At 36.0% G+C, this 25,407-nt stretch carries 26 protein-coding genes; all 26 read right to left on the reverse strand.

Annotated elements, in window-relative coordinates:
* Positions 1-13 precede the first annotated feature (13 nt).
* The 26 genes from CDOMF_RS09210 to CDOMF_RS09340 all read right to left on the reverse strand — a co-directional run bounded on the left by CDOMF_RS09210 (position 14) and on the right by CDOMF_RS09340 (position 25,403).
* Positions 14-592, reverse strand: a complete 579-nt coding sequence (locus CDOMF_RS09210; protein WP_260951695.1) for a hypothetical protein — start codon at positions 590-592, stop codon at positions 14-16.
* A gap of 119 nt (positions 593-711) precedes the next feature.
* The gene (locus CDOMF_RS09215) at positions 712-1,827 is read right to left on the reverse strand and encodes a DNA adenine methylase (protein ID WP_260951697.1); all 1,116 of its coding nucleotides are present in this window, start codon (positions 1,825-1,827) and stop codon (positions 712-714) included.
* A 16-nt stretch (positions 1,828-1,843) separates the two neighbouring features.
* The gene (gene luxS / locus CDOMF_RS09220; protein ID WP_260951700.1) at positions 1,844-2,350 is read right to left on the reverse strand and encodes an S-ribosylhomocysteine lyase; all 507 of its coding nucleotides are present in this window, start codon (positions 2,348-2,350) and stop codon (positions 1,844-1,846) included.
* A gap of 78 nt (positions 2,351-2,428) precedes the next feature.
* Positions 2,429-2,854, reverse strand: coding sequence for a hypothetical protein (locus CDOMF_RS09225; protein ID WP_260951701.1), 426 nt, complete (start codon positions 2,852-2,854; stop codon positions 2,429-2,431).
* Positions 2,855-3,733, reverse strand: a complete 879-nt coding sequence (locus tag CDOMF_RS09230; RefSeq protein ID WP_260951702.1) for a hypothetical protein — start codon at positions 3,731-3,733, stop codon at positions 2,855-2,857.
* Between the two features lie 127 nt (positions 3,734-3,860).
* Positions 3,861-4,352, reverse strand: a complete 492-nt coding sequence (gene fldA, locus CDOMF_RS09235; RefSeq protein ID WP_260951703.1) for a flavodoxin FldA — start codon at positions 4,350-4,352, stop codon at positions 3,861-3,863.
* Positions 4,353-4,366: 14 nt separating this feature from the next.
* The gene (locus CDOMF_RS09240; protein ID WP_260951704.1) at positions 4,367-5,092 is read right to left on the reverse strand and encodes a hypothetical protein; all 726 of its coding nucleotides are present in this window, start codon (positions 5,090-5,092) and stop codon (positions 4,367-4,369) included.
* Positions 5,093-5,413, reverse strand: coding sequence for a DUF2325 domain-containing protein (locus tag CDOMF_RS09245; RefSeq protein WP_169975804.1), 321 nt, complete (start codon positions 5,411-5,413; stop codon positions 5,093-5,095).
* A gap of 134 nt (positions 5,414-5,547) precedes the next feature.
* The gene (locus CDOMF_RS09250) at positions 5,548-6,237 is read right to left on the reverse strand and encodes an aspartate/glutamate racemase family protein (protein ID WP_260951707.1); all 690 of its coding nucleotides are present in this window, start codon (positions 6,235-6,237) and stop codon (positions 5,548-5,550) included.
* Between the two features lie 160 nt (positions 6,238-6,397).
* Positions 6,398-9,973, reverse strand: coding sequence for a pyruvate:ferredoxin (flavodoxin) oxidoreductase (gene nifJ / locus CDOMF_RS09255; RefSeq protein WP_260951709.1), 3,576 nt, complete (start codon positions 9,971-9,973; stop codon positions 6,398-6,400).
* A gap of 166 nt (positions 9,974-10,139) precedes the next feature.
* Entirely contained in the window at positions 10,140-10,790 is a 651-nt protein-coding gene (locus CDOMF_RS09260) for an HAD family hydrolase (RefSeq protein ID WP_260951711.1), read from the reverse strand.
* Positions 10,791-10,881: 91 nt separating this feature from the next.
* Complete coding sequence (locus CDOMF_RS09265; RefSeq protein ID WP_260951712.1) at positions 10,882-11,886, reverse strand: OmpA family protein; 1,005 nt, start codon at positions 11,884-11,886, stop codon at positions 10,882-10,884.
* 177 nt (positions 11,887-12,063) lie between these two features.
* Positions 12,064-12,453 (reverse strand): 30S ribosomal protein S9, encoded by a 390-nt coding sequence (gene rpsI, locus CDOMF_RS09270; protein WP_169975796.1) that lies wholly within the window; start codon positions 12,451-12,453, stop codon positions 12,064-12,066.
* Positions 12,454-12,455: 2 nt separating this feature from the next.
* A complete protein-coding gene (rplM, locus tag CDOMF_RS09275; protein ID WP_170020495.1) occupies positions 12,456-12,884 on the reverse strand; it encodes a 50S ribosomal protein L13 in 429 nt (142 codons plus the stop codon).
* Positions 12,885-12,960: 76 nt separating this feature from the next.
* On the reverse strand, positions 12,961-15,765 hold the full coding sequence (locus CDOMF_RS09280; protein ID WP_260951714.1) for a RecB-like helicase: 2,805 nt from the start codon (positions 15,763-15,765) through the stop codon (positions 12,961-12,963).
* Positions 15,762-18,098, reverse strand: a complete 2,337-nt coding sequence (locus tag CDOMF_RS09285; RefSeq protein ID WP_260951716.1) for a PD-(D/E)XK nuclease family protein — start codon at positions 18,096-18,098, stop codon at positions 15,762-15,764. The genes CDOMF_RS09280 and CDOMF_RS09285 overlap by 4 nt, the downstream gene beginning before the upstream one ends.
* A complete protein-coding gene (locus tag CDOMF_RS09290) occupies positions 18,095-18,586 on the reverse strand; it encodes a FixH family protein (RefSeq protein WP_260951718.1) in 492 nt (163 codons plus the stop codon). The genes CDOMF_RS09285 and CDOMF_RS09290 overlap by 4 nt, the downstream gene beginning before the upstream one ends.
* Positions 18,576-19,172 carry a hypothetical protein gene (locus CDOMF_RS09295; protein ID WP_260951720.1) on the reverse strand — a complete coding sequence of 199 codons (597 nt, stop codon included), beginning with the start codon at positions 19,170-19,172 and terminating at the stop codon, positions 18,576-18,578. The genes CDOMF_RS09290 and CDOMF_RS09295 overlap by 11 nt, the downstream gene beginning before the upstream one ends.
* A gap of 100 nt (positions 19,173-19,272) precedes the next feature.
* Complete coding sequence (locus tag CDOMF_RS09305) at positions 19,273-19,485, reverse strand: DUF4006 family protein (protein WP_260951724.1); 213 nt, start codon at positions 19,483-19,485, stop codon at positions 19,273-19,275.
* Between the two features lie 9 nt (positions 19,486-19,494).
* Positions 19,495-20,349: a cbb3-type cytochrome c oxidase N-terminal domain-containing protein gene (locus CDOMF_RS09310; RefSeq protein ID WP_260951725.1), complete on the reverse strand. Its 855-nt coding sequence runs from the start codon at positions 20,347-20,349 to the stop codon at positions 19,495-19,497.
* A gap of 2 nt (positions 20,350-20,351) precedes the next feature.
* Positions 20,352-20,573: a cytochrome c oxidase, cbb3-type, CcoQ subunit gene (locus CDOMF_RS09315; RefSeq protein WP_169975780.1), complete on the reverse strand. Its 222-nt coding sequence runs from the start codon at positions 20,571-20,573 to the stop codon at positions 20,352-20,354.
* A gap of 9 nt (positions 20,574-20,582) precedes the next feature.
* Entirely contained in the window at positions 20,583-21,248 is a 666-nt protein-coding gene (gene ccoO / locus CDOMF_RS09320; RefSeq protein ID WP_260951726.1) for a cytochrome-c oxidase, cbb3-type subunit II, read from the reverse strand.
* 2 nt (positions 21,249-21,250) lie between these two features.
* Positions 21,251-22,720 (reverse strand): cytochrome-c oxidase, cbb3-type subunit I, encoded by a 1,470-nt coding sequence (gene ccoN, locus CDOMF_RS09325; RefSeq protein WP_260951727.1) that lies wholly within the window; start codon positions 22,718-22,720, stop codon positions 21,251-21,253.
* 114 nt (positions 22,721-22,834) lie between these two features.
* On the reverse strand, positions 22,835-23,512 hold the full coding sequence (locus CDOMF_RS09330; protein ID WP_260951728.1) for a response regulator transcription factor: 678 nt from the start codon (positions 23,510-23,512) through the stop codon (positions 22,835-22,837).
* A 3-nt stretch (positions 23,513-23,515) separates the two neighbouring features.
* On the reverse strand, positions 23,516-24,739 hold the full coding sequence (locus tag CDOMF_RS09335) for a PAS domain-containing sensor histidine kinase (protein WP_260951729.1): 1,224 nt from the start codon (positions 24,737-24,739) through the stop codon (positions 23,516-23,518).
* Positions 24,732-25,403 (reverse strand): sulfite exporter TauE/SafE family protein, encoded by a 672-nt coding sequence (locus CDOMF_RS09340; RefSeq protein ID WP_260951730.1) that lies wholly within the window; start codon positions 25,401-25,403, stop codon positions 24,732-24,734. The genes CDOMF_RS09335 and CDOMF_RS09340 overlap by 8 nt, the downstream gene beginning before the upstream one ends.
* Positions 25,404-25,407: the final 4 nt, after the last annotated feature.

Raw genomic sequence — 25,407 nt, forward strand, 5'->3', positions numbered from 1 at the left:
GGTCTTTTTAATTTTAATAACTTTCTTTAGCGTTATGCTGCAAATATTTTGTGATTAAATTTAAACTATTTTCATCTATTGCAGTATAACCAGCATCAATCATGCCTTGCAAACTTGCAGGCCACTGATTAGCTGTAAAATCATTAGGCTGATGCAGTCTGTGACAGGCAGAACAGCTCTCTTCGTATATTTTTTTTGCTTGGTCGTACAAGGCTTCCTCATCGGCTGTTATAAGCTTTGAATCAACCTCATAAACTCCACTTACCTCATGCCAAATTTCACCATAATCATCTTCTAATTTCTTATTAAAAACAAAATTACCGTCAACATCTTCATTAAAAACAACAAAAACTTCAGCATTTGGAATGCTTCTTTGGATTCTCTCTTTATAATTATCCGCAACTACTCCTTGTATTTTTATCTTAGTTAGAGATTGCCCTTTTTCTACAATTTCAACAGGAGTTAAAACCTCTATTTTTCCTATGTCTTTGCCGTTTAAAAAAATTGCGGTTGTTTGAGATATAAAATCTCCCGCAAACATCGAACTAAAAGCCGTAGCGGCAATCATCAAAGATATAAGTTTATTTTTCATAAAATTTCCTTAAAAAATAAAGTTAATGAAATTTTATTAAAATTGAACTTAAAATTACATTGATATATTTAGTAGCTTTATAATTGATTAAATATATATTAAAAAGATAAATTATTAACTTATTTTTTTAATATATAAAGAAGTTCGTTTACGTGTAAATTTCTACTATTTAAGTTTCTACCTCCACGAAATGTATTGTATTTTTGTTCTCTCAACTCTACTTTTCCAAATTTTTTAAGGTTTTTATCAAAACTCTCTTTAGAGATAAACCCTTCCGAGTTAAAAGAAATTAGCACAAATTTAGCCTTTAGCTTACCAATCAGCTCAAAAAACGCTTCGGCAGTGTTTGCTCTTTGATTATAAACGGAGCGATTCCAATCTTTAGCTATGCCTGAAACTTTTGAAATTTCACTTGGACGCTCGTATTTGGCAATCAAATTCAGCATAAAGTAGTTTGAGCCGTAAGGGTGCTGGTTATAAGGAGGATCAAGATAGACTAGATCGATCTTGCCAATCTCGCCTGCTAGTAAATTTGCGTCCTTTTGCATAACTTCAAATTCGACGTTAAAATTTGAAAAAACAGGCATTTTAAGCTCGATAGGAGCTAGAATTCTTTTTAACGCGTTTCTTCCTTCGCCGCCAAACTGCCCTATTTTATCTTTATTTTTATAAAACCCCTTAAAAACTCCGCTCGTATTTGCATGCACGCTCGCAGAGTGTAAAAGCGGAGCTAGGAAAAATGGTTTTAGCCGCTCATCCAAAAGCTCTATCTTAGCCCTTGCCGTATCGATATAGCGCGCGTTATAAGGAGTGTAAAAAACTCTATCGTTTGGAGTGATGTTTGCTTCATCTTTTGGCGAGTAAAGCTCAGTGATAAAACCGCTTTTAAGCTCGCTTTTTATCTCTTTTTTGAGCTTTGCCAAATTTGATTTAAGCTCACCTTTAAGTTCAGGCGTCAAATTTGCAAGGTAGCATTCGTTGGTGATTTTGGAGTACAGCTCAAGGTCGTTTGCAACGATAAAATTTGCGTGCTGCTTTAAAAACCTAGCTACGATCCCGGAGCCCGAAAACATATCGCAACAGCTTATCTTATCTCGCTTAAGCTTGCTTTTAGCGTGCAGTATGCCTTGTTCTATAAAGCCAAGCAAAGAGCGCTTGTTGCCAAGATAGGTTAAAATTTGCTCAGTTAAAAAAGCCTTGTTTTCGCTTAAATTTTCAGGCTTTGCACAGCTCATCCGCGTCAAATTTCGCTCACAAACCCATAGCTTTTAGATCAAGTTTGATTTCATCGTTATTTATGATGCCAAGTCCGCTTTTTAAAATTTTATCGGCTATCGCGTGCGCTTCATCAAGCGAGTGCATCTTGTATGTGCCACATTGATACTCGTTTAGCTCTGGAATTTCGCTTTGACTTTTTACGTTTTTAACATCTTGCATAGAGGCTAGCCAAGCTTGTCTTACTATATCTTCGCTAGGAGTGCCGATAAGACTCATGTAAAAGCCCGTTCTACAGCCCATCGGCGAGATATCGATGATCTCAACTCCGTTGCCGTTAAGGTGATCTCTCATAAATCCGGCAAACAGATGCTCAAGCGTATGGATGCCCTTTTCAGGCAAAATTTCCTCGTTTGGCTTGCAAAATCTAAGATCAAACACGCTTATATCATCGCCTTTTGGCGTTTTCATCGTTTTAGCCAGGCGAACTCCGGGCGCATTCATCTTTACGTGATCCACACAAAAACTATCAAGTAGCGGCATATCTATCCTTTTTTCGTAAGATTGTAGCGAAAATTTGATAAAACCTCAAAGACAAAACTGCTGATATCAGAGAATTATTTAACCTTGAAAAAATTTTGAAGGAATTAAATTTAATATAAAAATATATATAAAACTTAATCCAGCCGAGAATGCATAGCTAATATTTTGGTAAAACTCGTTTGGCGCAGGAACTAATTTTAATAAATATATATTAGTTACTAGACAAATACCTATGAGAAATAATGAAAACAACGCAAGAGAGAAAAATGAAAATTTTTTAAAAAATGTAAAAAATTTAATAAAGATATAAGATGCCAAAAGATAAAAAACAGTTTGAAGAGACTGGGTTTCTTTGTTTTGACCTGATGAATTAAAATCTATTTTAGCATCCATAAAAGCGACTATAACTATAGCCCAGCAAGACAAAAATCCCATTAATATGGCCCATCTTATAGGGTTTTGCTCTGAAAATTCTTTCAAATTTAGTAACATAAGAAAAAACAACTATTTTCTATCACTATGCCATATAGCAATCGAACCCGGATTAAACGGATCTTGCGAAAATCCGATCTCCAATATCGCACCATCTACCTCTATTATTTTGTTTTTAGAAGCTTGTTTTAACATATCGGTAAAATTGACATTCCAACCTTGCTGCACTATGAATTCCATATGTTTTTGACTTAAAGGGCCTGTTAGATGCATCTGAAAACCAAATGGTTCAAGATGTACGCATCTAACTTGTTTGGCAGAATTTGCCACAACCTCAAACCAATTATCTGAAATTTGTGACACCTGCTCAATAGAATGACAAGTAAATATAAATGCTCGCTCTCCAAAATCAATATCTAGTCTTGGTTCGAGATGGTTAAAATGAAAAAATTTAGCATTCATATTTGGAGTTGCTTTAGCCAGTTTGTTAGCAAGATCTACACCGCTTTTTGTAAATTCTCCGCCAAAATATGGGGTATCGACAGGTCCACCTCTATAAAATATCTCAAACAAATTTCTTCCATATCCACATCCAAGTTCGATAATGGAATCGTAAGGCCCCGTCTCGTCAAAAATATCTATAAGCATATCAACAAAATTAAAATTTGCATAAAATGGTATTACAATCTCATTGCCCCTCATAGAGCTTAGTCGCATTATGGGAATATTAATCGATTCAGATATCGCATTTGTAGGATCTCCTTTAATCTTTTCCCATGATATTACTTCGTCATCTGTTATTGATATACGATATTTACGTTCTTTCTTTTCAAGCTCTTTAATGGCTTGGTAGCCATTCATTCCACGGCTTAAACACTCACTCACAAACTCTGCTCTTACTTTCCAGGCTTTTTCATAAAATTTTTGCCACTCTACATTCTGAAATGCCATCATTACTCCAACTGTAAAAATTTAAAAAATATTTTAACTACAAAAGGCTTAAAATTTAGTGGTTTTTATAGTAGATTGATACAAGATTTATTTTAAAAAGTTTTCCCCAAAAGACAGGGGAAATAAATCATGCGAAATTTGGTTTTATCTGCTCGATCCAAGCGAGAATTCTCGGCTCTGTTTGATCGCTTTCATTATCCGCATCAAGCGCAAGACCTACGAATTTACCGTCACGAACAGACTCTGAACTATCAAAGCTATATCCGTCTGTTGATACGCTACCTACGACTTTTCCACCTTGTTTTACAACATGATCGTAAAGCTTGCCCATAGCGTTGCAAAACTCATCGCTGTAGCTCTCGCTGTCGCCCATTCCAAATACCGCAACAGTCTTACCGCCAAGCTCAAGTCCTTCAAAATCAAACGCATCCCAATCGTCTTGCAAGTCGCCGCTTCCCCAAGTAGAGGTGCCAAGGATCAGCTTGTCAAAGCTATTTATCTTATCCGCGTCACAATCGCTTACGTTTAAAAGCTCGTTTTCAAGCCCTAAATTTTCAGACAAAAATTTTGCCGCCTCTTCAGTATTTCCCATACTGCTTCCAAAAATTATTCCTATCATAAACTTTCCTTAAATTAAAATACGTTATGGCTGATAGTGTAAGGAACGAGCTTGAGCCTAGCCTCACCGCCATAGCTTCCGCAACAAGTATCGACCTCTATGTGTTTTAAGAAGTTTGTGTTGCGCGGAAAAACAACAAACATCCTGTCAAATCCGTTCTCTTCAAGAGCCTTAAAAGCCCTTGCGATTTCGTAATTTGCCAGATGAAACCTATCTTTTGAAATCTCCTTAAAGCTAGGCAAAACTCCGAAAATTTTTCTGCCATTATGCTCTGCAAAGATTATGCCGTCTTGAAAATAAACATTTTTATCAAGATGTTTTCTGCGGATTTTATCATAAACAAACTGAGAAAACATTATATTTGCGTCAAAACAAATTCCGTTTTGTGATTTAAGCAGCATCAAAAGCTTTGCGGCAGGATGTTTAGGAGTGCCTGCGATAACGGGAATTTCATCTAAATTTCCATTTTTAAAGGCATGAATTATCACGTTTGAAACTACACAAAAGCTAACGGCTTTTTTAAAGCTTTGGTGGTTAAATTTGCATAACTCATCAACTCTTTTTAAAAAGATATTTTGCAAGCTAAGTCCAAATTTGTGATAAATTTGAGGGATTTTTAGCTCATCTTCAACGCATGAGTTATACAAATTTATAAAAATTTTCGCTTTATTTACCCTATTAAGCTTTGAAAAAATACTTGGAGTTATTTCTCCAATATCTGATAAAAAGCCGAATTTCATTTAGCAATCTTTGGATTTGCATTTGAATTCCTTGTCTAGTCCAAAGACTTTACAGTATTCGCAAAATACGCAACTAACGCTTCTTTTTGCGCATACTATCGGGATATTTCGCTTTTTGGCTTGAGTTTTTATGGTCTTCATTGTGTTGTGATTTAAAAAGCTCGTTAGCATCACCACACATTTAGTATCTTGCGGGATTGGCTTGCGATTTACCCTGTTTTCGTTTCTTGCGTCCCAATGCTCTATCTTGTCCGCGCCTAAATCTCTTAAAACCGCTTTTATCGGCGTTATTTCGTCGGCTCCGATTACTAAAACTGACATGTGAACTCCTAGCTTTTGTTTATCTTGATAGTGATTATTATAAACTATCTTTGCTAAATTATTTCTTAGTTCTGATATCTATTATCAGTTTAGTGTAAATTCGTAACTAGTTTAGAAGAAGTAGAAATTGAAATTTAACCAAGAGCCAAATTTACAGCCTCATCTATATGTATGAACGTGGTATCAAAAAGTTTAACATCCGTGCTACTTTGATCGATCAAGAGTCCTATTTCAGTGCAACCAAGTATGACGCCTTTTGCACCGCGGCTCGCTAAATTTGAGATGATATCAAGAAATTTATAACGCGAAGTAGCTGAAATTTTACCGAAACAAAGCTCATTAAATATAACTTCATTTACAAATTTCATCTCATCTTCGCTTGGAAGCAAAACTTCCACTCCGCCGTCACTCAGCTTATCTTTATAAAATGCCTCTTTCATCGTATATATCGTGCCAAAAAGCCCCACTTTATCCACACTACACTCTTTTAACGCTTTTAGGGTAGCATCAGCTATATGAATAACAGGAATTTTAACACTAGCTCGAACCATTTCATAAACTTTATGCATTGTATTTGTGCAAATCAGTATAAAATCCGCTCCGCCAAGTTCTAAAATTTTAGCGTGGCGAGCTAGAATTTCACCAGCATCATCCCATCTATTTTCATGCTGACATAGCTCTATCTCTTCAAAATTTACGCTACTTAACAAAATTTCGGCACTATTTAATCCGCCAAGCTTGTTATTTACTTTGCGATTTATCTCGTTGTAATAGGTTGCAGTTGATTCATAACTCATACCGCCGATTAGTCCGATCTTTTTCATAAATTTCTCCTGTTTGCAAAACTATATATTTTAAATAAATCCCAAGAACCACATATCAATATTTTTAATAAAAATTTAATACAACAGCTTAAAAATACAGCACTAAAATTCCACAAGATAGAAATTTAGCCGCCGTTTGACGGCTAAATTTGAAGTTTTATTAGTTAATTTTAGGTTCTTGGTTTACTTCAACCTCATCGCTAAAATCAGCTACAGACAAGCGTTTTAGCTGGCGATAGCGACGTTTAGCGTCATCCTCGTTTTTCTTTAAAAGTGCGTCTGCGTGCTCAGGATTTGTCTTCTTAAGCGCGCTATATCTAACCTCGTTTAGCAAGAACTCCTCATAAAGGCTCCAGTCAGGCTCTTTAGATGTCATCTTAAGCGGGTTTTTACCCTCTTTAGCTAGCCTTGGATCATAGACATAAGTTGGCCAGTAGCCGCATTTTGTCGCAAGCTCTGCTTGGTTGCCAGAGTAGCTAAGTCCGCCTTTGATACCGTGAGCGATACAAGGCGAATAGGCTATCACGAGGCTTGGTCCGTCATACGCTTCAGCCGCCAAAATAGCTTTTATCGTATTTGCTTGGCTTGCGTTTGAGTTTATCTGCGCTACGAAAATATTTCCGTAAGTCATAGCGATATAGCCTAGATCTTTTTTCTGAGCCGGCTTTCCTGAAGCGGTAAATTGCGCGATAGAGCCTGCACGGCTTGATTTTGAACTTTGACCGCCTGTGTTTGAATAAACCTCGGTATCAAGCACAAGCACATTTACGTTTTCTCCGCTTGCAAGCACGTGATCAAGTCCGCCAAATCCGATATCATACGCCCAGCCGTCGCCGCCTATTATCCATTGAGATTTTCTAATGAGATATTTTTTCAGGCTTAAAATTTCTTTTACACCCTCGGCTTCTAAATTTTGCTCCAAAATCGGAACTAAAATTTTAGCTATCTCTTTAGTTTTAGCGCTATCGTTTTTGAATTCAATCCAATCGGTATAAAGCGCGCTAAGTGCGTTTGGAACGCTGTTTTTTGTGCGAAGCATTATATCTTCTATACGGTGGCGGATAGTTTGAGTAGCTACTTCCATACCCATACCAAATTCGGCATTATCCTCAAACAGCGAATTCGCCCAAGCTACGCCGTGTCCGTCTTTATTTGTAGTATATGGAGTTGAAGGCGCGCTTCCTCCATAAATCGAGCTACAACCTGTCGCGTTTGCCACTATCATATGATCACCAAATAGCCTTGTGACAAGCCCTAGATAAGGTGTCTCTCCACATCCCGGACAAGCAGCATGAAACTCAAAAAGAGGCTGAGCAAAACTTGAGCCTTTAACGCTTTCTTTACTCATCAGATCATCTTTGTAAGTTACATTTTTAAATAGATAGTCCGCATTTACCTGCTCGTTTTTCTCTTGCTCCTCCTCAAAAGGCACCATTACAAGCGATTTTTCCTTACTTGGACAGTTTTGCGCACACAGCTCACAACCCGTGCAGTCTAGGATACTAACTTGAATTTTATATTTTAGCCCTTTTAGCTCCTTGCCTTTTGCGTCTAAAACGTGATCTTTTACGGTTTGAGGAGCCGCTTCAAGCTCGTTATCATCGATCAAAAACGGACGGATAACCGCATGAGGGCAGACAAATGCACACTGGTTACACTGGATACAATTTTCCTCGATCCATTTTGGCACCATCACGCCTACGCCGCGCTTTTCATAAGCCGTTGTTCCTGACTCAAAGTGTCCGTCTTCATAGCCTAAAAATGCCGATACAGGCAAGCTATCGCCTTTGGCAGCATTTATCGGCTTAACTACCTTTTCGACAAAATCAGTGCCGATATATTGCTCTTTTGTCTCGCTCTCATCGCTTAAATTTGCCCAAGAAGGATCGACAGGCACTTTTACAAGCTCGCCGGCACCCATATCGATAGCCTTGTAGTTCATCTCGACTATCGCTTCGCCTTTTTTAGAGTAAGCTTTGTGAGCGTACTCTTTCATATATTTTTGAGCATCTTCAAAAGGTATGATGTTGGCAAGCTTAAAGAAAGCTGATTGCATAATGGTATTTGTGCGGTTCTTAAGCCCGATATCGTGAGCCAGCTTAGTAGCATTGATGATGTAGAAATTTACGTTTTTACGAGCTAAAATTCTCTTAACTCTGTTTGGAATTTTAGCCACCGTCTCATCTGCGTCCCAGATTGAGTTTAACAGAAACGTTCCATTTTTTCTTATGCCATCAATCACCTCATAAAGCTCAAGATAAGCCGCAACCGAGCAAGCCACGAAGTGCGGGTTTGAAACAAGATAGGTTGATCGGATAGGATTTTTGCCAAATCTTAAATGCGAGCGCGTGTAGCCACCTGATTTTTTGCTGTCGTATGCGAAATAAGCCTGCGCGTAAAGATCGGTTTTATCTCCAATAATCTTAATCGAGTTTTTGTTGGCTCCAACGGTTCCATCAGCGCCAAGTCCGTAAAATAGACACTCTTTTACGCTATCATCACTCAGTGAAATTTTCTCGCCTACATCAAGAGATGTGAAAGTTACGTCATCTACGATTCCTACGGTAAAGCCGTTTTTAGGCTCATCAAGTTTTAAATTTTCAAATACCGCGATCATTTGCGCAGGATCGACATCCTTTGAGCTAAGACCGTATCTGCCGCCAACTATGACAGGCTGAGTCTTGCTTCCGTAAAACGCCGCTTTAATATCAAGATACAGTGGCTCACCTAAGCTACCAGGCTCTTTTGTGCGGTCTAAAACGGCTATTTTCTTAACCGAATCAGGCATAACGTCAAATAGATATTTTAAGCTAAACGGACGGTAAAGATGAACTTTGATAATGCCCACTTTTTCGCCATTGGCTCTTAAGTGATCAACCACCTCTTCAAGCGTTTGCGTAACCGAACCCATCGCTATAACTATACGCTCAGCATCAGGATCACCGTAGTAGTTAAACGGCTTATATTCGCGCCCTGTTATCTTTGAAATTTCAGCCAAATAACCTGCCACGATATCAGGCACCGCGTCATAAAAGCGGTTAGTTAGCTCTCTGGTTTGAAAGTAGATATCATCGTTTTGCGCCGTTCCTCTAGTCTTTGGACTTTCGGGATTTAGCGCTTCGTCTCTAAATTTTTGCACTGCCTCTTTATCCAAAAGTCTATCAAAATGAGCATAATCCATAACTTCAATCTTTTGAATTTCGTGGCTTGTTCTAAATCCGTCAAAGAAGTGCAAAAACGGCACGCGACCCTTAATAGCCGCCAAATGCGCAACGCCTGCGATATCCATAACCTCTTGAACAGAACCGCTTGCCAGCATCGCAAACCCCGTTTGGCGACAGGCATAGATATCTTGATGATCTCCAAATATAGAAAGAGCCTGAGCCGCGATAGAGCGGGCACTTACGTGGATAACTCCCGGAAGCAGCTGTCCTGAAATTTTATACATATTTGGAATTTTTAAAAGCAGACCCTGAGAAGCCGTGTAAGTAGTAGTAAGCGCGCCTACTTGAAGCGAGCCGTGAACGGTTCCGGCGGCTCCACCTTCGCTTTGCATCTCGACAACTTTAACCGGCATACCAAACAAATTTTTCTTGCCCGTAGCCGCCCAAGCATCGGTATAATCAGCCATCGGAGAGCTTGGAGTTATCGGATAAATGCCCGCAACCTCCGTAAAGGCGTATGAAGCATACGCAGCCGCCTCGTTGCCGTCCATAGTTTTCATAATTTTACTCATTTATTTGCCTCATCTTTATCATAAAATCTTTTATTATAAAACGAAATTCCAAAATATATGATTAATCAAAAGAATTATTGAGTATTTTAAGATGAATTAAAAGTATAAATTTATTACTAATGAATACTAAAATAGATTTACAGCTTAAATCTTCAATAAATTTATTCTATAGTTTTGCTATAAACTCAACTGCCTGAAGCGGATTTTCAAAGATATGGTTTGAGCATTTTTTCAAATTTTGCAAATCCTGATAACCGCACAAAAGAGCTAAACCCTCTATACCAGCTGATTTTGCTGCCATCATATCCATACATGTATCGCCTATCATAAACGCAAACTTTTTATTTTGCTCATTATCTTTACCTAGATTTTTAAGAGCTAAATTAATAGGCTCAGGGTTTGGTTTGGGGTGCACTACATCATCTCTGCCAACTACTGTTTTAATAAACTCTTTAATACCCAAATACTCAAGTAAATTTACAGAAAATTTAGAAGTTTTTGTAGTAACAACTCCTACGTCAGCAATTTTGCTAGCAAGCTCTACAGCCTCTTTAGCAAAATCTAAGAGGGTTGTTTGGTCTAGATAAATTTGTTTATAACAAGCCTTATAAGCATCGATATAATTTTGAATCAGATCTTTATCCACTCCAAGACCGCCAAACATAACATCAAGAGGATGTCCAACAAGAGATTTTACTGCATCCTGGTCTGGTTTTTGATTATTATGAACTTTAAATGCAGTGTCAAACCCTGTTAAAATAGCGGAAGTAGAGTCTATAAGTGTGCCATCCAAATCAAAAAGTATCGTTTTTTTCATTTGTTTTCTTTAATTAAAAAGTAGATAAAAAATTAGGCTCTACCGCTATATAGCGATAAAGCCTAAATAATGTAGTTTTTTACAGCCTAAATTATTTATTAAATTTAGCTTCAACGCGTCTATTTTCAGCGCGCCCCTCTTTTGTTTTATTATCAGCCACAGGTTTAGTCTCACCGTAAGCTACGGTTGTGATCTTATTTGAGCTTACACCAAGATTCTCAAGGACTTTAGCAACAGCATTTGCTCTCTTTTCTGATAATTTTAAGTTGTAAGCCTCAGCACCAGTACTATCAGTATGGCCTTCTAAAACTACACGGTAGCTTGGATTTTCACTCATAAACTCGGCAACTTTTTTAATCTCTTCAAGATATTTTGGTGTTATTTTATAGCTATCAAATGCAAAATTTACACCTAAATCTCTAAGCACGATAACTTTCTCGCAGCCTGTCTCGTCAACTACAACACCCACCGGAGTATTAGGGCATTTATCAACATCATTTAAAACACCATCATTATCATCATCAAGATTTACAGCTTTTGGCATCACTGGTTTTGGCTCAGGGGCGGCAACAACTACTGGAGCGGCTTTCTCGCCAAATCCTACGGCAAAGCCAAGCGTATAGAATAGATTATGATCTGCGTGCTCAAATTTTATAGCATCTACAGCCTCTAGACGAAGTGCGAAATTGTCTGTAACCTTATATTTTAAACCTAAACCGTATTGCCCAAATCCGCCATCTTCATTATCGACAAATTTAGCAGATATATCTTCCCAGCCTGCGCCAACTAGCCCGTAAAGCGACAAATCATTAGTTAATCCAAAATCCTTAATAACGTTTACAAAATATCTTGCAACATTACCTTTTACACCAAACTCTTTAATATTGTTTGAGTAGTTAAAACCAAGCTCAACTTGATCTAAAAACGAATTTTCAAGATTTCTTCCAACTCTTAAGCCTATGGCAGCATGATCATTTGTTCCAAGATTTCCCTCTGGATGAACTCCTCCTATAGTTGGAGTTAACTCATAGTTATATGCTGAATCAGCAGCAAACAAAGCCGTAGCAGCAACTAAAGCAATAGCAATCTTTTTCATAGAATATCCTTTCTTTCTGATTTTTTAATCAAATCAGCAACAATATTTTACATATACTTAATAAATTCTATTTAAACGCTTATAAATATTCACTAAATATAAAATTCTCAAAGCATTGGTAGCGTTGAGAATAAACCATAGGAGACCCCAGTATAGCAACCAAGGTCTTTAAAACCATTAACGTTTAGAGAATTGCGGACTACGTCTTGCTTTTCTCTTACCGAATTTCTTACGCTCAACCACACGAGAGTCACGAGTTAATAAGCCTTTTGGTTTAAGAACTGCTCTAAAATCACCGTCCATTGCAGCTAAAGCACGTGAAATTCCGTGTCTTAAAGCCTCAGCCTGAGCTGAATATCCGCCTCCTAAAGTAGTAGCAGTAACATCCACAAGGCTCTCTTGCTTAGTAACTAGAAGAGGTTGAACAACCTTTAGCTTGATAGCCTCATGCCCACCAAGCCAGCTATTTAGATCCATTCCATTTACTACGATTTTGCCGCTTCCTGACTTTATCCAAACTTTAGCGACAGCAGTTTTTCTTTTTCCAGTTGCATAAACTTTTGCCATAATTATTTTCCTTCTTTTTTAGCGATTTGAGCTGTATGAGGATGTTCGCTACCCGCATAAACTTTTAGTTTTTTTATCATCTCTCTACCAAGTTTTGTCTTTGGAAGCATTCCGCGAACCGCAAGCTTAAATAGCTTTTCAGGTTTATTGGCTACCAAATCGCCAAATTTCTCACTTTTTGTACTTCCGAAATAGCCAGAATGTCTGTGATATAGCTTATCTTCAGCTTTGTTATTTCCTGTAAATTCTACTTTTGAAGCGTTGATGATGATAACATAATCTCCACAATCAACGTTTGGAGTAAAATTTGGTTTATTTTTGCCACGAAGTATTGTCGCAACTTCGGTTAGCAATCTACCAAAACGCTTGCCTTCCGCGTCAAGGACAATCCAATCTCGTTTAACCTCGTTTGGCTTTGTTATTTGTGTCATTTTTTACCTTTGCCAATAATTTTAGAACGTGATTTTATTTAAAAGTAGCTTATATAAACCTTAATTTAAGTAGTTTTTAAATTTCAATATATTGAATTTTGTTTTTCAAAGTGTAAAATAATACAGCTTTTATCTTAAGATTTGGATAAAATTTACTTATAGCATCTCTATAGTTCGTTATTTGAGATATGTTTTCATCGATACTATGATCGCTTGTCTTATAATCTATTATACAAATTTCATTATCATCAATGCACATAAGATCAATCTGCTTTAACGAGCCATTAAATTTCAAAGGCTGTTCTTTATATATCTTTTTATTCGTAGTAAGCTCTATAAATTTCTCGTCTTTTATTAAATTTAATCCTCTTAAAAATAGCTCTTCAAGCTCATCATCAGAAAGAAATTTATGAAATTTATTAAACATAGCAGATCTTGCCACCCACAACGCTCTCTCGTCAAATCTAGCCGTCATCTCAAAGAGATAGTGAAATGCTAAACCTAGATATATGGCATTTTGATTTTTTGCCATACTATCTTTTTTAGTATCAATATCCTGCCTTGCAACCTTGATAATATCTATATCTTTGCTATTTCTTACCTGTTGAATTTCATCTTTTTTACTAGGTATAACCTGACCAAAAGTAAATTCTTTCAAATCGAGATACTCTACAATTTCCTGACTACTTTTTAGCTCATAAGCTGTAAAAAAGCTAGGATTTCTTCCATCTGGACTACTTTTTTTAATAACAACAAGACCGCAAATAGCTCTCGTAAAAGCTACGTAAAGCTTATTTAAATTCTCTTCTTTTTCAAGCTCTTTGGCTCTATTTTTAAGGTTCTTAAAATCCTCATCAAAACTCTCTTTTTTTATATTTTGCTTTATCTTCCAGCCATCTTTCACGTCATATTCGGCTAAAAAACTGGAACTATCGCTTTTAGAACCCCCTATCCTGTCGCATACTATGACATTTTCAAACTGAAGTCCTTTTGATTTATGCACAGTCATTATTTTTACGCCTACACTATTTTTAGCGCTTATTACGGCATCAAAGCTATCGAGATTAAAAATAAAATCTGCTAAATTTTTAAATTCTCTTGCAAGTTCAAAAAGCCTTAAAATATCGATATTTGAAATATCAATATTTAGTTTTTGAGCAAGATAATTTAGGCTTAAAAAAGCCGGTTTAGATGGGTTAATATCAAGTAAATAGATCTTGGTGTCAAGCAAAGCTTCTACGTTTAGCTTATAAATTGGATCCTTAAAAAGACAAAATTTAGCATACTCTACTATCGCTCTTACATAAGGACTTTGAAGCAAAGAAGACGTGCTTTCCGATACCAAATTTATGCCTGCGCTTTCAAGAGCGCTAGAAATGAAGTTTATATCCTCATTTTTCCAGCAAAGCACAGTAATATCGTCATCTTTGACTCCGTTTTCAAGTAAAAATTTAACTTGATTTAGCACTTCACTAACTATATCATCATTGCTTACTACTCGCAAAAACCCGTAATCATCGCTATCTGGCACAAAATATTCACACCAAGAATCAACTCTTAAGTCTAAAATCCTATCATCTTTTTTAGTGCTTGCGAGCTGCTCTTTGAAATCTGAAATTTTGTCCTTAAAAATTGCATTTGTAAATTTTACTAAAGCGGCAAAACTTCTGTAATTTGTATCAAGGCTTGAGCTTTTTATCTGTTTAAAATCATCTTGCAATTTAGCAAAAAGCTCTTTTTTGCCGCCTCTAAATCTATATATACTTTGCTTGATATCTCCTACGTAAAAAAAGCTTCCAAGTCCGTTTTGTCCGTATCCTGATAAAATCTCAGATATCAAAGGAAGCATTATCTCGTATTGAGTTACGTTAGTATCTTGAAATTCATCAATTAAAAGATGATTTATCCGTCCATCAAGCCTGAAATAAAGCACTTGTGCATCGAAATTTTTGCAAAGAAGTTCATAAGTTAATCTTGAAACATCACTAAAAGTTAGACTGTTTAACCTTCTATTAAGTGCTAATTTGACACTTTTATAAATCTGTAAAAATTTATTAAGTTCGCTTAGTTTGTAAGCTTCAAGCTCGTCAAAATATAGCTTTAAATTCGCCTTTAATTCCCAAAAAAGCTCATCAAGCTCAGGCGAATAAATTTTAGAATATGTGCGGTAGTTTAAACTATCCCTTTCTACAAAAGCACTCTCAAGTAGCCTGATTGGTTTTTTTGGCTCAAAACTCTTTAAAGCCTGGTCGCTTGCATCTTTTTTTAATGCATATTCATATAAATTTCTAAGGCTGTTTTCTACCGCAACTTCGCTTGGGAATTTAGAGTTTTGCACACACTTTATCTCGCCAAAATTATCATAAAACATCTCAAGCGCATCAAAAAAGCTATTTTTACTATTTTGAGCCGATATGATAAGATTAGCAAGCGCTTTTAAAAGTGCCTTGTCTTTTGAAATTTCAAGTGCAAACTCAGCTCTTTGCAGATTTTCTAAGCCAGAAACTATTTTAAAATCAGAACTTAGCCCCATATTTAGACTAAATTGCCTTAAAATCATCACAAAAAACGAATCAAAGGTAGTAATTTTAAGATTGCCTTCTAAAAATTTAGCCAGCCTTGCATCTCTTAGCCCTAAAATTTCTTCTTTACTTTGATTTAAAATCTTAGATATCTCTTCTAGCTCGCTTGGTTTTTCTTTAAGATTTAAAAATGTCTCTACAACGCGCTCTTTCATCTCATTTGCAGCCTTTCTGGTAAAGGTCAAGGCTACAATTTCATTAATGTTTGCGCCATTTAATATAAGCGCGATAAATCGCACGCTAAGAGCGAATGTCTTACCGCTGCCAGCACTTGCTTCTAGGGCTAAAAATGGCTTCATAGTTCGCCCTTACAAATGATTTTGTACTCGCAATATCTGCATGCTGCACCTACATTGCGACTAAAATTTATCTCGCTTTTGTTTATTTTTTTAAGATTTTCAAGCTCTATTCGTAAATCTTCTAAACTTGAAGCAGATTTAACTAACTCCATCTCGCTTTTTAAATCATAGTAAAAAGCCTCGCATTTAGCCCCCACAAGAGCCTCATAAAAAGGAAGTTGCAATGATTTTTTATCAAAACTTCCACTCTTGTAATCAATTAAATTTATCTCGCCATCTCTCTCTTCTATCCTATCGATAAAGCCTGTCAACATTATTCCTTCAAAGCTGTGACTAAGCTCTTTTTCACAGGCTTTAACCCTCCAGCCCTGAGCAAATCTATCTTGCTCTTTTTTGGCAAATTTTTCAAAATTTATCATCAAAATTTCAAAATCAAGAGGCGAGATTTCCTTACTACTTAAAATTTTTTCAAATTCAATCAGATCAAATTTCTCAAATTTATTATAATACTCGCAAAGCGCCGCATGAACAGCATTTCCAAGTGCTGTATTTTGGCTATCTTGAGGCATCAAAGCTGGCTTAATTCCTAAAATTTTAGAATAATAATATTTCCTAGGACATGTTAAAAATGTGTTTAGCTTAGAAAATGAAAGTGGCTTAGCAAAAAAATCATGCCTTAAAATCACTTCATCATCAAACGCCCTTAGCCTAGCTCCATCTTGCACGCGCGATAAAACCTTAGCATACTCGTCATCGCTAAAATTCATATCCTTAATAGCTATAAACTCATTTAGAAATCTTGAAGGGATTTTTTCCTCATTTACAAGATAACAAATCGCTGTTTTTTTGGACTCATTTATGAGATTTTCATAATAAAATCTTTGTAAATTTTCTCTATCTATATAGCTTATAAGACCTGCTTTTTCTCTAACCTTTGAGTTTAAAAACATCTCGTTTACGCTACGTTTTGGTATCAAATCGTCGTTAAAATCAACAATAATAACACCGTCAAATTTCATTCCGCGACTCTCCAAGATACCTATTACGTTTATCTTGCCACCGCCTATGTCGTCAAGTTTGAGAGTATTTAGCTTCATAAGGAAAATTTCACAAATTTGTCTTAGCGTAAAGTTAAAATATCTAGCCAAATTTTCTATATAAAAAAGCTCTTCGAAAACTAAATCTTCGACATTTTTATCATCTTGCAGAGATAAAATTTCATTTATAAGCTCTTTAAAAAAACTAAATTCGCAACTCATTTCAAAGTGATTTTTAAATTTATTAAAAAGCTCGTTTTTAACTCCAAAAGAGTCCAAAATAAACTCAAATTCATTAAATTCAAATCTGTTTGGAGTGTCTAAATTTACTATTTTTTTATCGTTTATTGCAGTTACAATATATTCTATAGTTTGAAAAAACTTTGTATTTTTAAAGCTCTCTCCCATAGCAAAGTTAAAAATTCGGTTAAAATCGTGCATTGCAAGAAGCTTGCTAAAGCTCTCATCCGGCAAAATCACTGCTATTTTTTCAGGCTCAATCCCATCTCTTATAAACTCGCTTGCTTTAGCCATAACATAAGCACACTCAAGGCTAGTCGTAGCAAAAGATCTAGTCTGAATCTCTCTTTTTTTATTGATAGTGCCGATATTTTTAAGTGTTTTATCACTCAAATTTAGCTCAAATTTTGAATACTCGGCAAAATTTTTAATTCCTGAAGCTTGAGAAATTTTATCTACTAATTTTTTATTAAATTTACTTGTTTGAAATATGATTTTAAGAGTGGTAAGAGATGAAACTTGATTTAAAATTTCCCATTCAAAATCACTTAAAAATCCGTCTATCTCTATGATAATTTCATCAAATTCCCTGATATAATCCTCGTTTAGATTATAAATTTCAGGCAAAACTATATCATCGTATAAATTCTCTTTTTCAAGTAGCTCTTTATATCTATTTAGCACGGCTTCAAGTATAGCCAAATGCTCTTCAAAATTGGCGTATATATCGCTAAATTTAATATCTTCTATGCTCTTTTTTTGAATTGCAAGCTCTTTAAAAAAGCTAAAAAGATAGTCATTATTTTTTAAAAATGCAAAAAATTCATCGGGTATTTTAAGCTGCTCTCTAGCCTCTTTGACGCTTGCACTAGCTCTTTGCATAAGCACTAGCAAATATACGCTATCGGCTTCAAAACGATCTTTTACCAAAACCGCCTTTTTTTCAAATTCGGCTATAGTAATCGCCTTGGGTATTAACTGCTCTTCAAATTTTGAGTTAAAATCACGAATTTTACGTGAGTTTGTAAAAACAAAAAGTCTATTTAAATCTATCACTTCGCTTCAATTTCAAATTTATAAAATCCGGTATCGGTGCCGTCATTTAGCTTTAAAAGCAGCTGCCATCTACCCTTTTTAGTTAATTTTACACTCTTTGTAATTAATTTTTGATTTTGCCAAATCGCCTCTAAATTTTGATTTAGCTCATTAGTTTCTGGTCTGGTTAATAAAATTTGAGTGTTAAGATTAGCAGATTTGTTATCTTTTGGAGTTACGGTAAATTCAAATATAGCTTTAAGAAAATCGTTATGCTTCTCTATATTAGCACCATTAAAAATGACACTAAACTTAGAATCAAATCTCTTTTGACTCTCGTGAATTTTATTGATATTCTCATCTACATTTTGATACCTATCGATATAAAAGGTATCCATCTGAACGGGATTTTTAAGCGCAATCATAATCGTAGCTATGCAGGCTATGACAATAGCGATGATGGAGAGTACGATAGCGTATGGCCAAAACGTCTTTGTGTTATCTTGCATTTTTATTCCTAAATTTCTTAAACGACATCACGACTATCACAAGGACTATTGAGCCATATACGAAAAATCTGATGATCTCAAGAAAAATTTTATTTGAGCTTCCTAGCGCGTTTTCTAATTTAATCCGCTTTGATGAGGCTATTTGCTCGGCTAAGTCCGCATATCCGTTTAGCATAGCGGCATTATAAATATCCTTGCCGTTTTTTGAAGTAAGTATCGGCAAAATAGAGCCGCTAGACGGATATGGGCTTAAAATTCCCTCTTTATTAAACAGTTTAAGAGTCTCGTTATCAGCAAAAATTTCAACCTTATGCTCAAATTTAGATAGCATCAAAAATGCAAAAGGCGGCTTTAAATCTAACTCGCCAAAAGTCTCTTTTAAATTTTTCCCATTTAAATTATCAAACAGTCCTATGCCTACGTAAATACCTGATTTTTCAAATAACTCGTCGCCTATAAGCTCTATTCTTTCGGCTACTTTATCACTTAAAATTTTTTGATTCACAAGGACAATATCTTTTGAAAAAGCTGAGGTTAAAAGCAGAGTAAGGGCGATAAATAAGCCCTTAAAATTTATAAATTTCATCCTACGAACAGATGGTTAGGAGTTAAAACCGCCCATGCACAAATTATAGCGGAGAGGACGAGTCCTATGATGATAATCTTCTCTAAAATCGCCGACATATCTACTCCTTTATCTTTATGTGCTTAGCGTTATCAACACTTTTCATCTCGATAGCGCTTCTATTTTCGATAGTGTATGGCTTTTGCGCCACATCTTGTTGAGCTTTGATGCCAAGATAGGTAAGTACGGCTAAGATAGTTAGCAAAAGCACGGTAGCGATAAGCATTCCCGTTGCACCGTTTAGTGCAAAAACGTTTCTATTAGTATTTTCCATCATAGCTCCTTACTTCGTAAGCGATAAGATATATTCGCCTACAGCCTTTTGCTGCAATGCGTTAAGTCTTCCGTCATCAAATTTAGGCATAGCACCTATAGCACCTTTTTTACCGCGTTTTAACACATCCATTACAAACTCACTTGTACCATATTTAGTAAGATCCGGACTCATGCCATCCATTCCCTTACCGTCATCTCCGTGGCAAGATGCACAGACTGGATATAGGGATCTACCGGTCTCTACCAAGGCTTCATTTTTGGTCGATTTTATACCAGAAAGCTCTTTTGCTATATAGGCTGCAATAGCCTTGGCGCCCTCTTCATCAGCCATTCCAGGAGGCATTTCTCCCATTGGGTAATCAAGCCCCTTTGAGCCGTTTATAATAGCATCTACTATACCCTGCTCGCTTCCCCATACGCTTAAATCAGCGGCTTTACCATTTATTCCATCGGCCGTAATTCCATGACATGCGGAGCATTGAACTAAAAATATACCCTCACCCATTGCATGAAGAGTTTTTATATCAGGATTCACCCACTCTTTCTCAAATTTAGCATTCATAGCCTTTACCTCTTCATTATATTCGCCAATTTGAGAATATGAGTTAAGAGGATATCCGACCAAATAATACCATATCGCCCATACTATAGTAAGTACGAACATTAAGGCCCAGCCCACAGGAAGAGGATTCTTATACTCGCCTATTCCATCCCAATTATGCTCGCTAAGCTCGCCTTCGGATTTTCTATCTTTTATCTGTTTTACATATTTTCCGACAACAAGCAGTGTAAGCAATATGATAGCCAATGCACCGATAAGCGAGAGTAAATTAATATTATCTTCTAAATTAAACCATTTCATACTCAACTTTCCTTTTTAACATTCTTGCTCGTAGATACGGACTCTAAAATTTCATCGCTCAAATCATCTTTTAACACTAAATTTGAGTATTTTTCATAGTTTCTCCTGCCTGTTCTTTCTGATTTATACAAATGATAGCAATAGCTATATAGTACAACCACTAAAAAAACGGTAAAGAAGAAAAATCCGTAACCTTGAATCTCTCTTAAAGCCTGCACATCCACGATCTTGCCTTATTTCAAGCTATTTAAGTATGCGATTATAGCGACGATCTCTCTTATCTCGCCTCTTGCAAACGCATCTTTTACTTCTTGATTTTTCATCTCATCAACTATCATTTGAGCCTGCTCTTTTACTATCGCTTGAGTCTCTTCCCAAGTACCAAGCTTAGGCATTCCCTCCATATCATAAGGAACATTAAATACTTTTTTAGTAGTCAAAGCTTCACCATAAGCCGTCTCAATATCGGCATTATTTTTAAACATATGCTTATAGGCTGGCATAATAGAACCAGGCACTACAGATGTAGGCTCTAGCATATGATTTTCATGCCAATCGGTTGTGCGATAATTTCCTACGCGTTTTAGATCAGGACCTGTTCTTTTAGAACCCCAAAGATGAGGGCGATCGTAAGCATATTCACCGCTTAAAGAGTACATACCGTATCTATCGGTCTCACTCTTAAAAGGACGAATCATCTGTGTATGACAGGCATTACAACTATCTTTCATATATATGTGTTTGCCCGCAAGCTCTAAAACTGTAGGAGGCTTTATACCCTCAAGAGGTCTAGCGCGATTTGCAAAATCAGGTAAAATTTCGATAACTCCTGCATACGCGATAACTATAAAGACAGCAACGGCAAAAAAGAATGGATTTTTTTCTAACCAACTAAACATCTCTACCCCCTTACGCCTGCAGGACTTGCGCTAAATGGCTCTTTAGTAAGTTCTTTAGCCGACATTGACTTATATATATTGTAAGTAAATATAAAAAATCCTACTAGATATAAAAGACCGCCTATAGCCCTGATCCAGTAATATGGAATAAGTACCGTAACAGTATCTATAAATGAATATGCAAGATTACCAAACTGATCTGTAGCTCTCCACATCATACCCTGAGTAATTCCGGCTATCCACATTGATGCAAAGTATAAAACTATACCTGTTGTTTGGATCCAAAATTGAACTTCCATCAATGATTTTGAGTAAATTTCACGCTTCATTACGCGAGGAGTCATATGGTAAAGTGCCGCCATAGTCATAAATCCAACCCAACCAAGGGTGCCATCATGAACGTGTCCAGGAATCCAATCTGTAAAGTGTGCAAGAGCATTTACCGACTTAATAGATAAAATTGGTCCCTCAAGAGTTGAGAACATATAAAACGTAGAAGCTAAAATCATAAATTTAATTAACGGATTTTCACGTATCTGAACCCATTCGCCCTTCATCGTTAAAAGCATGTTTATAGCAGAGCCCCAAGATGGCAGTATGAGAACTATCGAAAATACCGATCCCATAGTCTGCATCCAATCAGGCACCGTAGAGTATATCAGGTGGTGTCCGCCAGCCCAAAGATAGACAAACATAAGTCCCCAAAATGCAAAAAGCGATAACTTATATGAGAATACCGGCTGTCCGCTCTCTTTTGGAAGAAAGTAGTAAATTTGAGCGATTATCGCGACTGTAAATACGAAAGCAACCGCGTTGTGTCCGTACCACCACTGAACTAAGGCATCATTGGTTCCTGCATACATAGAGACAGAATGCCACCAGTCGCCGTATCCTGAAATAAGCTTTGTAGGTACAGACATATTATTAAATAGATACAGCATGGCAACGCCAAGGAAAGTCGCTATATAATACCAAAGCGAGATATAAAGCGTCTTTTCGCGGCGAATTCCGATAAGTCCGAATATACTAACACCCCAAAGAACCCAAACAAGAACAACTCCTATATCAAGAGGCCATTCAAGCTCCGCATACTCCTTTGAAGTACTAACTCCGGCAAATAAACTTATCACCGCAAGAACCATCACAACCATATATAAATAGAAGTGAAATTTGCCGATAAACATTAAAAACGGCGATTCGTTCATAGAGACCTTTAGCACCCTTTGTCCTATATAATACCAGGTCGCAAATATACCAGAAAGCATAAATCCAAATATAACTCCTGATGTATGAAGCGGTCTAAGACGACCGAATGTCCCATACTCTCCGGCAAGATAATTTAGATCGGGATATGCCATCTGAAATGCTATTATTACGCCGATAGCCATACCGATGATGCCAAATAGTATTGTAGCAAACATAAAGTACTTAGCTACGGTATAATCGTAGTTTAATGCATTTGATGGTCGCATCAAAACCTCCTTTTCAAATTTGTAAATAAAAATGTAACTAAAATGGTATTTTAAATTAAAAAATATATATCTATTCTTAAACGAGTGAAAAAATTTATATATTTAATTAAAAATTCATTTTAAATCTATCTTGTATCCAAGACCCGGGATATTCTTTATCAGCTCAGCTCCAATCTTATCCCTAACTCTTTTTACAAAAGTTCTTATGGCAGCATCACTTACTTTCTCACCTACCCATACGATATTTTTTATCTCCTCTATCAAAACCAAAGTCCCGAGTCTTTTGACAAGAAGAGAGACAAAAGAGAGCTCTTTTTTAGTCAGAGCTATCTCTACTCCGTCCTTTACTAAGACTCTTTTTGTTTGATTAAATGAGTATCTATCAGTAATTTTTATTAAATTTGCTCCCTCTATTTTTGATTGAGCTATATTTATAAGAGTTGCAAAAAGCTCATCCATATCAATAGGCTTCATTAAATACTTATCGATACCGACATCAATAGCTTTTAGCAGCCTCTCCTTTTCGCTAAATGCGCTTAAAATAACGATAGGAGTGTTTCTGGAGATGATTTTAATCTCTTTTGACATATCAAGTCCGTCCATTATAGGCATAGCAATATCTGTTACCACAATGTCTGGATTAAATTTCTTAAATTTCTTTAACCCCTCATCGCCATTGCCGGCTAAAATAACCTTGCTAAATTCATTTGCAAGAATTTCGCCCATAGACTCTCTAGCCCCACCTTCATCCTCTACTAAAAGTATTGTAAGCTCTTTTAAATTTCCTACCACTATCTATCCTTTATCCATATATGGAATCTTTATTGTAAAACAAGCTCCAAATCTATCATTTTTTACACTAACTTTTCCATTCATATTCTCAATTATCATCTTAAGCATATAAAGTCCTATTCCGGTACCGGAACTTGGATGCTTGGTCGTGAAATATGGCTCAAAAATCCTATCCATTATCTCATCTTTTATACCGCCGCCATTATCACCGACCGCAATAACTACAAATTTATTTTGTTTATATATAGATATTGTAACAGCTTTTTCATTATTTACATCTTTCATTGCATCTTTTGCATTAGAAAGAAGGATTATTAGCGCTTGAGAGAGTTGAGAATTAAAACCCAATACTTCGCTCTCATCTTTTATAGAAAAGTCTATCTTAATATTATCTTTTTCATATGTGCCTTGAACCATTTTCATTGCATTTTTTACGGCAATAGAGGGTAAAAAGAGCTCTTTTTCTCTATTTATCGCAAAAAAATTTCTAAAATCCTCTATGGTTTGAGACATATTTTTAATAATTCGCTTTGAATCATCATAATCTGTCTGAAATCTTGAACTGTCTTGAGCTAAAAACGCCTCTTTAAACCTAAAAAGCATTATACTAAGCTCGTTTAGAGGCTGTCTCCATTGATGAGCTATGTTAGCTATCATCTCACCCATTGATGCTAGTCTTGATTGAAAAAACAGCATCTGGGTCTTTTCCTCATTCTTTTTTATCTCGGCCTCAACCAGACATTTTAAATTTTGATTTAAATTTAATAGCTCGGCAGTCTGTTCTTTAACTCTATTTTCAAGGTTTTGATTTAAATCCTCAAGCTCTCTTTTTGTCTTTAAAAGTTCATTATTTAAATTTATAACATCAGTTACATTATGCCTAATAGCTACAAATTCCTCAATATCTCCATTTGGATCCAAAATAGGAATAATCGTAGTATTCAGATATATATCTTTGCCATCTTTAGTAAGATTTCTAACTATACTTTTATGAACTTTCTTGGCTAAAATCGTATCCCACAAAATTTTAAAAGTCTTTTTAGGCACATCAGGATGACGAACTATATTGTGATTTGCTCCTATGAGCTCCTCTCTGCTAAATCCTGAAATTTTGCAAAATTCATCATTTACAAAGGTTATAATACCGTTTATATCGGTTTTTGAAACAATATTACTGGCCTCAATAGCATCTTGATACTGTCTAAATCTAGTCTTTATATCATCCATTTGTCGCCATAAATCCTATAAAAGATATATAAATACCGTAAATAATCACTACTAATCCGGATAGATAGAGCATAAAACTTCTAAATTTATCGTTTAAAAATTTTAAAATCAAAGTGTAAGAGCTCATCATAACCAAACTAACCATACCAAAAATGGCCATTACCAAAGCACCATTTATTGCGCTTGCTGTCGAGATAGCAATAGCTAAAAAATAATACACTACCCCACAAGGTATAAGTCCGTTTAAAAACCCAAGCACTAAAAAACCAAATTTCATATCTTTTGAGATTATCATTTTGATTTTTAAATTTATAAATTTATAAATAGCGGAATTTCCCTCTAAAAAATTTAAAATTTTGCCGCGTTTTATAAGAGCAATACCCAAAATAACTAAAAAAACACCAATTATAAAGAGAAAATAACCCCTTGCCTTAAGAGATAGCGCAAAAAGGCTACCAAATGCGCCAAAAAGCGCTCCAAGCAAGATATATGCGCTAACTCTAGCCGCATTATACCCGACTATCGCAAATATATTTTTTATTTTATTTTCTCGGTTTACAAGAGTCGAAAGAGCCACCATAAAGCCCCCGCACATACCTATACAGTGTCCTATGGAGCTAAAAAAGGCAACGCTTACAATAGATATTATTGTGGCATTATCCATATAA

The organism is Campylobacter sp. RM16187 (genome assembly GCF_025319965.1).
GTDB lineage: Bacteria > Campylobacterota > Campylobacteria > Campylobacterales > Campylobacteraceae > Campylobacter_A.

Excerpts from the sequence above, each read along its gene's own strand:
- CDOMF_RS09210 (WP_260951695.1), bottom strand. The coding sequence starts at position 592 with ATGAAAAATAAACTTATATCTTTGATGATTGCCGCTACGGCTTTTAGT.
- CDOMF_RS09215 (WP_260951697.1), bottom strand. The coding sequence starts at position 1,827 with ATGAGCTGTGCAAAGCCTGAAAATTTAAGCGAAAACAAGGCTTTTTTA.
- luxS (WP_260951700.1), bottom strand. The coding sequence starts at position 2,350 with ATGCCGCTACTTGATAGTTTTTGTGTGGATCACGTAAAGATGAATGCG.
- CDOMF_RS09230 (WP_260951702.1), bottom strand. The coding sequence starts at position 3,733 with ATGGCATTTCAGAATGTAGAGTGGCAAAAATTTTATGAAAAAGCCTGG.
- fldA (WP_260951703.1), bottom strand. The coding sequence starts at position 4,352 with ATGATAGGAATAATTTTTGGAAGCAGTATGGGAAATACTGAAGAGGCG.
- CDOMF_RS09240 (WP_260951704.1), bottom strand. The coding sequence starts at position 5,092 with ATGAAATTCGGCTTTTTATCAGATATTGGAGAAATAACTCCAAGTATT.
- CDOMF_RS09245 (WP_169975804.1), bottom strand. The coding sequence starts at position 5,413 with ATGTCAGTTTTAGTAATCGGAGCCGACGAAATAACGCCGATAAAAGCG.
- CDOMF_RS09250 (WP_260951707.1), bottom strand. The coding sequence starts at position 6,237 with ATGAAAAAGATCGGACTAATCGGCGGTATGAGTTATGAATCAACTGCA.
- nifJ (WP_260951709.1), bottom strand. The coding sequence starts at position 9,973 with ATGAGTAAAATTATGAAAACTATGGACGGCAACGAGGCGGCTGCGTAT.
- CDOMF_RS09260 (WP_260951711.1), bottom strand. The coding sequence starts at position 10,790 with ATGAAAAAAACGATACTTTTTGATTTGGATGGCACACTTATAGACTCT.
- CDOMF_RS09265 (WP_260951712.1), bottom strand. The coding sequence starts at position 11,886 with ATGAAAAAGATTGCTATTGCTTTAGTTGCTGCTACGGCTTTGTTTGCT.
- rpsI (WP_169975796.1), bottom strand. The coding sequence starts at position 12,453 with ATGGCAAAAGTTTATGCAACTGGAAAAAGAAAAACTGCTGTCGCTAAA.
- rplM (WP_170020495.1), bottom strand. The coding sequence starts at position 12,884 with ATGACACAAATAACAAAGCCAAACGAGGTTAAACGAGATTGGATTGTC.
- CDOMF_RS09280 (WP_260951714.1), bottom strand. The coding sequence starts at position 15,765 with ATGAAGCCATTTTTAGCCCTAGAAGCAAGTGCTGGCAGCGGTAAGACA.
- CDOMF_RS09290 (WP_260951718.1), bottom strand. The coding sequence starts at position 18,586 with ATGCAAGATAACACAAAGACGTTTTGGCCATACGCTATCGTACTCTCC.
- CDOMF_RS09295 (WP_260951720.1), bottom strand. The coding sequence starts at position 19,172 with ATGAAATTTATAAATTTTAAGGGCTTATTTATCGCCCTTACTCTGCTT.
- CDOMF_RS09305 (WP_260951724.1), bottom strand. The coding sequence starts at position 19,485 with ATGGAAAATACTAATAGAAACGTTTTTGCACTAAACGGTGCAACGGGA.
- CDOMF_RS09310 (WP_260951725.1), bottom strand. The coding sequence starts at position 20,349 with ATGAAATGGTTTAATTTAGAAGATAATATTAATTTACTCTCGCTTATC.
- ccoO (WP_260951726.1), bottom strand. The coding sequence starts at position 21,248 with ATGTTTAGTTGGTTAGAAAAAAATCCATTCTTTTTTGCCGTTGCTGTC.
- ccoN (WP_260951727.1), bottom strand. The coding sequence starts at position 22,720 with ATGCGACCATCAAATGCATTAAACTACGATTATACCGTAGCTAAGTAC.
- CDOMF_RS09335 (WP_260951729.1), bottom strand. The coding sequence starts at position 24,739 with ATGGATGATATAAAGACTAGATTTAGACAGTATCAAGATGCTATTGAG.
- CDOMF_RS09340 (WP_260951730.1), bottom strand. The coding sequence starts at position 25,403 with ATGGATAATGCCACAATAATATCTATTGTAAGCGTTGCCTTTTTTAGC.